Here is an 8,198-nt window from a genome sequence, read left to right as displayed (position 1 = left end):
ATATTCTATTTCGGTACGTTTTCGTATACGCATACGGTCAGTCCGACAGAGGCGTCCCAAAAGGGCGGCTACCCTGTGTCAGTTCCCTACGAGGGCTACCTGGAAAAGCTTCCACCGCGCGGAACTTTCACTGTTCGCATGGGCGTGAAGGACGTAGTGGGGAATGAGCCTCTGGGGGCGTACACCCTTTCCAAGCCCTATATGTTGCGCAGCGAAATAGATCCCAACTTGCTCAACGCCCCCGTGGTGATGAAGAACAGCGATGAAATTACCGTCATTGATCTGGATGTCCCATTTGATGCTGAAGTTATAGTGTTGATCCACCCCCCCAAATCAAAACCGGCACCCAAGCCGCTCAACAAAATCGTATTGGTTGTGGAAGCTTCCCCGGAGGGCGGTTCACCCGTCATTACGCGCTTCGACGCCATCACGGACAGAAATTTTGAATCAGAGACGATCTCACTCCCCAGTAAATTTTTCCATGACATAGGCCGCGGCACGATACGCCTATGGTGGGAGTGGAGGACTGCTAAGGATGTCTTCATTAAAGAATCGGGTAGTTACTCGCTCGATATAACCGGTACACCGACACGGATGCCGGCGCTGAAACTTCTCCACCCTTTTAACGCCGGGCTGATTTCAGCAGATGTGAATGGAGTCGCTGAGGTTCCGATATATTCACCTTATGCAGCGAACAACCTCGAGCTTATACAAGCGGTGCACAAAGGCGGCCAAAACGGTGCGACACTCGTTACTTTGAGTAGGCAGCGCGCCGGTGCTGAGGGCGGAACACAGGTATTGCCGGCAGACCTCTTGAAACAGTTCGATGGGCTGGGGCCGTTTGATGTTTTTTTAGACGTAAGAATGTTCAATGGGAACAGTCCTCGTCAATCAGAAGTCGTGATGGCTGAGGTGGGCAAGGCGCTTCCAGTATTGCCTGAAGTGTATATTAAAGAGGCTAAAAAATTCTACGGTAACTGGAACCTTGACCTGAAGGATTTGAATGGCTATTCGGTTGGGGTCTACTTTAATTATGCCAATACAAAAGTCGGGAACACGATAGTCCTTACCCTTGCAGGGGAATCGCCGAGAAACTATCTTCAAATTGAAATTGATATCTTTGAGGATATTGCAGGGGAGGCCTTGTTGGAACTTGAGACACCCATTGAGCAGGCGTTTATTGAGCATAACCTAGGCAAGAGTCTCGATATCTATTACAGCGTGATGAGCCCAGGGGCGCCGCCCGTCACCCTGCGCTCGGAAGTGCTCAAGCTTAGTATCGGTGAGCCGGTGAACCTCGAAAGCTTTAAACTGCTTGAGGCGAACGCCACCGCGATGACGATTAACCCGGTGGCTGTCATCAACGGCGCGAATGGCGAGGTGAGGTACTCGAAGGCCGCAAAAGGTGACCGCCTTCTTATTTCCTGGCTTGGGCAGTATGGTATCAGCCAACATAAGCTAGAAATAACGGTTGATCCGAAGCTCGGTGTTTTCACATTTAAAATTCCGGTTGAAGTGATCACACTGGCGGTGCGGCCTGATGGCAATAATATCCTGATGAATTGCACGTTGCTTCGCGGGTCATTCAGCTACGCGTTCGAGCCTTTGCAGTTATTGCTGTTGCCTCTCGATGCACTGCCCAGGCCGTATATCAGCAAATACGCACATACCACGGTGCTGCCGGTCTACGAGCTGGATGCGCCTCGCTGGATTATTGATGTATGGAAATTTATCAGCGTGGGTCAGTTCATGTTCATGACGATCACTGGCGAATTCGCTGATGGCGGACTTTACGAAAATAAAATTTTTACGCCGAACGAGGTCATCGCAGATCACCTTGCCAAGGGCGTCTCCGTTCCTTTGGCGATGGATAAAATACCTCTGCTTAAGGACGGCTCATTGTTAAAAGTTTCGTTCTCGGTCAGTTTTGTAAAAATTCCTCTTATGCAGACGGCGATACCTTTTGGCGAAACAGCCTATGTGATCCAGCAACTTCCTACCGTGCTGGCCTTCCCGACCCTTATTGGCGCCGCCACGATCGCACAAGAAACAACGGTTGACCCACTGGCCATTGAGAAAAGCGTTGTCGTCAAAATAGTACTTAAAGGTATGCGCGCCTCGGACATTTTATTGTGTAAATGGATACAGGAAAATGGAGAGGTTGTAGAGTTGGAGGTTCCAGGCAGTGCGACGGGCTCAGTGTTGGCCGATTTTACTGGGGAGCAGGCGCTGCACAATGGTGTTGGGCGCAGGGTACAGTTGATGTACGTACTCGTGCGTGATGGAAAATCCACGCCCTCTGAAGTTCAAACAGTATCGGTTGCTGCGATTGCGCCCGCTAACCTTCCGAAGGCAACGATCAATAATCAAGCTGCTGGTACCACTGTCGATTTGAATACCTTTGCCGGTAATACACGAGCGGACATGGTCAAGGTCCCGCTGTGTAAAGCAGGGCAAACAATATGGATAACCCTTATTGGTGGTGGCAGGTCGGTGGAAATATTACCCGCTCATACCATCAATGTGGATGAAGTAAAAAATGGTTTTGTAAATATACCCGTATTGCGTGGCACGCTGACGGCACTGCCTAATGGTACAACGTTTCAGCTGGAGGTGAGGGTTGCCTTCGATGGCGGTGTGGACAAAACCCGAGCGTTGGTGTTTCCGTTAGTGCAGTACACTAAGTCTGATTCATTTGCGACACTGGGTACTAACTTTGTCTACGGGTTAGGCCCTTGGACGCCAGGCAATGGAGCAGATCGATATAAGTTTTCGGGATCAGGACTTGATTTGTCTACTATTGCAGATAGACCGCCCACTTATGCGGGGCCGGTAATCACGACCTATCTAAATCTTAACGCTGTTCATATCTATCAAGTTTCATTTACTATATTTAATTATTCGCCGTCAGGTGGATGGAACTTGGATCCTTCTCTCGCAATACATGTAGGAGGGCGATTGATTTCTGGCGTGGTCTCGCCGCCCAAGAATACTTGGTACACGCTAGCCGCTAACGTTAAGGTTCCTGCAAACGGGGTAACGGCCGTTACCCTTCATAACTATCAGAATAGTGGCTTAGGTAACGATTTCATCGTCAACTCCGCCAGCATCATTCGCCTGACATGATCCTTCCTCGCTGAACAATCGGGACAGCTCTACCTAACCGTAGGCTGTCCCTTTTTTCACCGCTCTCAAATCTTCCAATGACTTGCCGTCTTCGCCAGCAACTGCCGCATCGCCTCCACATTGCCGACCAGTTGCAACGTCAACAACCGATACCCATCCAATGCACTTTGCACCGGTGCATCCAACCCAGCTTCATCCGCTGCGTGCACCGCAGGCCGCTCCAGGCGCTCGGTAAAGCCGGATTTCAGTGCGCGCGCCATCCCCACCAATTGCACGCGAATCTGCCGGTGCTCGGCCTTTAACATCACTTGCATCCGCGCCATTGCCTGCTCATCACGCGGGTCCGGCCGGGTGTTGCCAAGAATCTCCAGGGTACTGATGCACATGCGCAGGTGCCGTTGAATCATGTCCAGCTCGGTCATCGAGATACGCACTTCCTTGGACACCGAAGGCATCAGCGAGCGCAGTTGCAGTATGGCGGCATTCAGGCGGTTGAGCAGCTTGAAGTGTTCATCGTCAGTGACTGACTGGCCGTTGATGATGCGGCTGTAAATCGCTGCACAGTCGCGCAGTGCGCTGGCCATGTTGTAGCGCCACGAATACACCGCGTACAGCGGCAGGGCAAAGGAAAACGCCAGTGCCAACACGATGCCGATAAGGATATCGACGGTGCGCCACAAGCCATCCGAGATCGGGTTGTCGCCGTGGCCGGCGACGATAAACACCGTAATCGCCGACAGCAGCGCGATGTAACCGCCCTTGCCGATGGCGTGATAGGAAAAGAACCCGCACACCACCGACATCAGCAGATAGGTCAGCAGCGGTATGCCGAAATAGGCCTGTTGCACCACCAGCAGCAGGCCGACGCTGGCACCGATCAGGGTGCCGTAGGCGCGCTCCACGGCTTTTTTGCCGATATTGCCGTGGTGCTGCAAGCCGCCGATCACGATCAGCATGGTCACCGAGGCCCACTCGCCGTGGGGCAGGTTGATGCCGGTGGTGAGCAGGATGGTCGCCAGCAGGCCGATGGACACGCGCACGGCGTGGATCAGCTTGGCGTGGCGGTAGCGGCGGTAGGGGTCGAGCAAGGGGCGCAACAAGCGCCGGGCGAAGAAGGGCAGGTTCATCGGTATTAAAGTGGCCTCATTATGCAGGGTGGACCGGATCGCGTGTGGGAGCCGGGCTTGCCCGCGATGCAGGCACTTCGGTCTTTCAGTCAGACCGCAGTGATGCTATCGCAGGCAAGCCAGCTCCCACTCTGACCTGTTTATACAGGGAGCGGCGCTGTCTTCAGAAAATGTAATCCGTGGTCAAGAAACTCGAATCTCGATTACGCAAAATATCGCTGACCAACGCCTTGTTGCTCTCCTGGAACTTGGTCGCCACCAACGTGCGGATCGAGAACACGCGCAGCGCGTCATGCACCGATAGCGTGCCCTCGGCCGAGTTCTTGCGCCCGTTGAACGGGAAGGTGTCCGGCCCGCGCTGGCACTGGGCGTTGATGTTGATACGCCCGACCTGGTTGGCAAAGGTGTCCACCAGCCGCCCGACTTCCACGGCGTTGGTGCCGAAGATGCTCAACTGTTGGCCGAAGTCCGAGTCCAGTACGTATTCGATCACGGTATCCAGGTCACGGTACGGCACGATCGGTACAACCGGGCCGAACTGTTCCTCGTTGTAAACGCGCATTTGCGGGTTCACCGGGTACAAAACGGCGGGGTAGAAGAACGAACCGCGACTTTCGCCGCCATTGGGGTTCACCACCTTGGCGCCGTGCTGCGCGGCGTCGGCCACCAACGCGTTGAGGTAATCGACCTTGCCGACTTCCGGCAACGGCGTCAGCGATACGCCGTCTTCCCAGGGCATACCGGGTTTGAGCGTCGCCAGTTTGCTGTTGAATTTCTGGATGAAGCTGTCGACTACCGCTTCGTGCACAAACAGGATCTTCAGCGCAGTGCAGCGTTGGCCGTTGAACGACAGGGAGCCAGTGACCGCTTCGCTCACGGCATTGTCCAGGTCGACCTCGGGCAGCACGATGCCGGGGTTTTTTGCGTCCAGGCCCAAGGCTGCGCGCAGGCGGTGTGGCTTTGGATGCAGTTTTTTCAGGTCGCTGGCGGCCTTGTTGGTGCCGATAAACGCAAAGATATCGATTTTGCCGCTGGCCATCAGCGCGCTGACGGTTTCGCGGCCGCTGCCGTAGATCACGTTGATCACGCCGGCCGGGAAGCTGTCGCGGAACGCCTCCAGCAGCGGGCGAATCAACAGCACGCCGAGCTTGGCCGGCTTGAACACCACAGTGTTGCCCATGATCAACGCGGGGATCAGCGTGGTGAAGGTCTCGTTGAGCGGGTAGTTGTAAGGGCCCATGCACAGCGCCACGCCCAGTGGCACGCGGCGGATCTGGCCGAGGGTGTCCTGTTCCAGCTCAAAGCGGCTGCTGCGGCGGTCGAGTTCCTTGAGGGCGTTGATGGTGTCGGTGATGTAGTCGCAGGTGCGGTCGAACTCTTTCTGTGAGTCCTTGAGGTTCTTGCCGATTTCCCACATCAGCAGCTTGACCACCGCGTCGCGCTGTTCGCGCATGCGTCGTAAAAAGGCTTCGACATGCTGGATACGTTCGGCCACGCGCATCGTCGGCCATTCACCCTGGCCGCGGTCATAGGCGCGCACGGCGGTGTCCAGGGCGGTGAGGGCGGTGTCGGCATCCAGCAGCGGCGTGCTGCCGATGTGTACGCGCTCATCGCCCAGTTGCACCGGGCTTTGCACCTTGGCCAGCGGGCCGTTCCACACCTGCAACTGGCCGTCGACCAGGTAATCACGCTGTTCGATGGGCGCGGCCAGGCGGAATTGCTCGGGAATTTCGCTGGCGGCGGTGGGAAACAGCTGGGCGAGCAGGTTACTGGTGGTCATGTCGCTACCCCTGGAATAGTTGCAAAACATGACTAGAGAGTCACCCATCCAAGGGCTGTGTGGCAAGCGCCAGACGCGTTACGAAGGCGCGCACGCACTCGCCGGCCGTCAGGCTGCCGATGCTCACCAACACCGTCAGTGGCAGGAACGCCACGCCGGTGCGCAGCGGCGAGAGGCCCAGAAATACAGGCTGAGTACAAACAGCAGGCCATACAGCAGGCCGTGGCGCACGCCTGATTGATCAGCGCCAGGGATTCGCGTGCGGTGCGGGTCACGCCCAAAGGCTGGGCGCAGTTCAAGGCGCAATTGGGCCTGGAACCGCGTGATCTGGAAAACCTTGAGCAAAAGCCCGCGCTGGCCGGTTAAACTGCGCGGCTTTTCAGAAGGAGTTCACATGAGTCACTACCAGCCGGGCATTCTTGCCGTACCGGTGCCGTTGCAGGCACGCCATCTGTTTTTTGCCGTTGATGCACTGGCAGCCGTACCCGCCGCGTTAGACGCGCTGGTGCAGTTGGCGGACGCGGGCGCAGTGGTCGGTGTTGGCGAGCCGCTGGTAACTTCGCTCGGCGCGCACATTGAAGGGCTGCGCGCATTCCCCGCCGTTACTGGCCCAGGCGCCCATAACCCGTCCACCCAGCAGGCGTTGTGGGTGTGGCTGCACGGTGTGGATCGCGGTGAACTGCTGCTGCGCAGCCGCGCATTTGAAAAGGCCCTGGCTCCGGCATTCCGGCTGGTGCAGATGACCGAAGGCTTCCGCTACAAGACCGGCTTCGATCTGACCGATTACGAAGACGGCACCGAAAACCCCCACGCCGCCGCCGCCGTCGAAGCCGCCCTGACCGACAGCGGCGCCAGCTTTGCCGCGATCCAGCAATGGCAACACGACCTCGATGGTTTTGCCGCGTTGCCCGCCCAGGAGCGTGACCACATCATCGGCCGCCGCCATGGCGATAACGAAGAGCTGGACGACGCCCCCGAATCCGCTCACACCAAACGCACCGCCCAGGAAAGTTTTACCCCGCAAGCCTTTGTGGTGCGCCGCTCGATGCCGTGGGCCGAGAACGGCCAAGCGGGGTTGATGTTCCTGGCGTTTGGGCATTCCTTCGATGCGTTTGAAGCGCAACTGCGGCGCATGAGCGGGTTGGAAGACGGGATTGTGGATGGGTTGTATCGGATCAGTACGCCGCTGACCGGTGGCTACTACTGGTGCCCACCGGTGAAGGATGGGCATTTGGACGTGAGCGCACTCGTCTGATCCTCCAGATCTGAAACAGTGTGGGGGGCTGTGGCGAGGGCGCTTGCTCCCGTTCGACTGCGCAGCAGTCGCAGCTATCCTGGGGGCGCTTCGCATCCCAGCGGGAGCAAGCTCCCTCGCCACACAAGCCAGCTCCCACAGTTTGATTGTGTGGGGGCGTAGATCACGCCACCCACTGGCGCTTATCGTCACCATCCACCGACGGTTTCATCACCTGCACCGGCTCGGGTTCCAACCAGGTGGGCGCGACGAACCGATAACCCAGGCCCGCTGCGGTGGCGATGTAGAACGAGTCATTGTCGCCCAGCGCGCGGCGCAGGGTCTTGATCTGTGTGCGCAGGTTGCATTCCTCCACCACCAGCCTGGGCCAGGCGATGTCGAGCAATTGGTGTTTATGCAGCAATTCACCAGGCCGGGAGGCGAGGGCGATCAGCAAGGTCAGGGCGCGGTTGCCCAGGTTCACGGGTTGCCCATGCTTGAGCAGCAGATAACGGTGGGGCAGCAGTTGGAACGGGCCGAAGTGAATGCCGAAAGAGGCGTCATCGGTGAGGTGGCTGCGAGTCGAGTACGTCATGTCAGTTAACCTTTGTGCGTGGACATTGCAGCCCGACGCGGCTCCTTTTTACGCCGGGTTGCCAGGGAGAGTCAGGTGTTGATCGCCGGGATCGGGTCAGACGGATAATCGCCATCCATCGTCGGGCCACCGGTGAGGCCGTATTGCTGCAGCACAGGTGTCAGTTGCCCGTAGAACGCGTCTTGCGCCTTGCCATGGGCATCGGCCAGGGCGAACGGCAGGAACGCGCTGCCGATACCCCCGAGAATCGCCGTGGCGCCGCCAAGGATGCCGCTGATGGTGCCGGCCACTGCACCGATTTCGGTGGCGCCATACAAACCGGCACCGGCTTCCACC

The 8,198-nt window shown here is 57.3% G+C and carries 7 protein-coding genes; 3 read left to right on the top strand and 4 right to left on the bottom strand.

Annotated features, from left to right (window positions below; all coding sequences use genetic code 11):
• Positions 1–75: 75 nt before the first annotated feature.
• Positions 76–3,126, top strand: a complete 3,051-nt coding sequence (locus GIW28_RS30190; protein ID WP_236490485.1) for a hypothetical protein — start codon at positions 76–78, stop codon at positions 3,124–3,126.
• 65 nt (positions 3,127–3,191) lie between these two features.
• Here GIW28_RS30190 and GIW28_RS30185 read toward each other — a convergent pair whose 3' ends face one another.
• Together GIW28_RS30185 and GIW28_RS30180 are read right to left on the bottom strand one after the other, a co-directional pair.
• Entirely contained in the window at positions 3,192–4,253 is a 1,062-nt protein-coding gene (locus tag GIW28_RS30185) for an FUSC family protein (RefSeq protein WP_017137558.1), read from the bottom strand.
• 163 nt (positions 4,254–4,416) lie between these two features.
• Positions 4,417–6,033, bottom strand: a complete 1,617-nt coding sequence (locus tag GIW28_RS30180; protein WP_236447419.1) for an NADP-dependent glyceraldehyde-3-phosphate dehydrogenase — start codon at positions 6,031–6,033, stop codon at positions 4,417–4,419.
• 237 nt (positions 6,034–6,270) lie between these two features.
• On the opposite strand from GIW28_RS30180, the gene GIW28_RS30635 reads away from it, so the two are divergent.
• On the top strand, positions 6,271–6,399 hold the full coding sequence (locus tag GIW28_RS30635) for a hypothetical protein (RefSeq protein ID WP_017137560.1): 129 nt from the start codon (positions 6,271–6,273) through the stop codon (positions 6,397–6,399).
• A gap of 28 nt (positions 6,400–6,427) precedes the next feature.
• Positions 6,428–7,288 (top strand): Dyp-type peroxidase, encoded by an 861-nt coding sequence (locus tag GIW28_RS30175; protein WP_236458980.1) that lies wholly within the window; start codon positions 6,428–6,430, stop codon positions 7,286–7,288.
• Between the two features lie 163 nt (positions 7,289–7,451).
• On the opposite strand, the gene GIW28_RS30170 is transcribed toward GIW28_RS30175, so the two are convergent.
• Together GIW28_RS30170 and GIW28_RS30165 are read right to left on the bottom strand one after the other, a co-directional pair.
• On the bottom strand, positions 7,452–7,862 hold the full coding sequence (locus GIW28_RS30170) for a winged helix-turn-helix domain-containing protein (RefSeq protein ID WP_017137562.1): 411 nt from the start codon (positions 7,860–7,862) through the stop codon (positions 7,452–7,454).
• Between the two features lie 71 nt (positions 7,863–7,933).
• The coding region (locus GIW28_RS30165) for a hypothetical protein (RefSeq protein ID WP_236490483.1) at positions 7,934–8,198 on the bottom strand (265 nt) is incomplete at its 5' end.

Origin of the sequence: Pseudomonas sp. PA-5-4B (assembly GCF_021606215.1) — a bacterium.
Lineage (GTDB): Bacteria > Pseudomonadota > Gammaproteobacteria > Pseudomonadales > Pseudomonadaceae > Aquipseudomonas > Aquipseudomonas edaphica.
This window is presented reverse-complemented; position numbering and strand designations above follow the sequence as displayed.

Coding starts and splice junctions, on each gene's coding strand:
- GIW28_RS30185 (WP_017137558.1), bottom strand. CDS start 4,253: ATGAACCTGCCCTTCTTCGCCCGGCGCTTGTTGCGCCCCTTGCTCGAC.
- GIW28_RS30180 (WP_236447419.1), bottom strand. CDS start 6,033: ATGACCACCAGTAACCTGCTCGCCCAGCTGTTTCCCACCGCCGCCAGC.
- GIW28_RS30175 (WP_236458980.1), top strand. CDS start 6,428: ATGAGTCACTACCAGCCGGGCATTCTTGCCGTACCGGTGCCGTTGCAG.
- GIW28_RS30170 (WP_017137562.1), bottom strand. CDS start 7,862: ATGACGTACTCGACTCGCAGCCACCTCACCGATGACGCCTCTTTCGGC.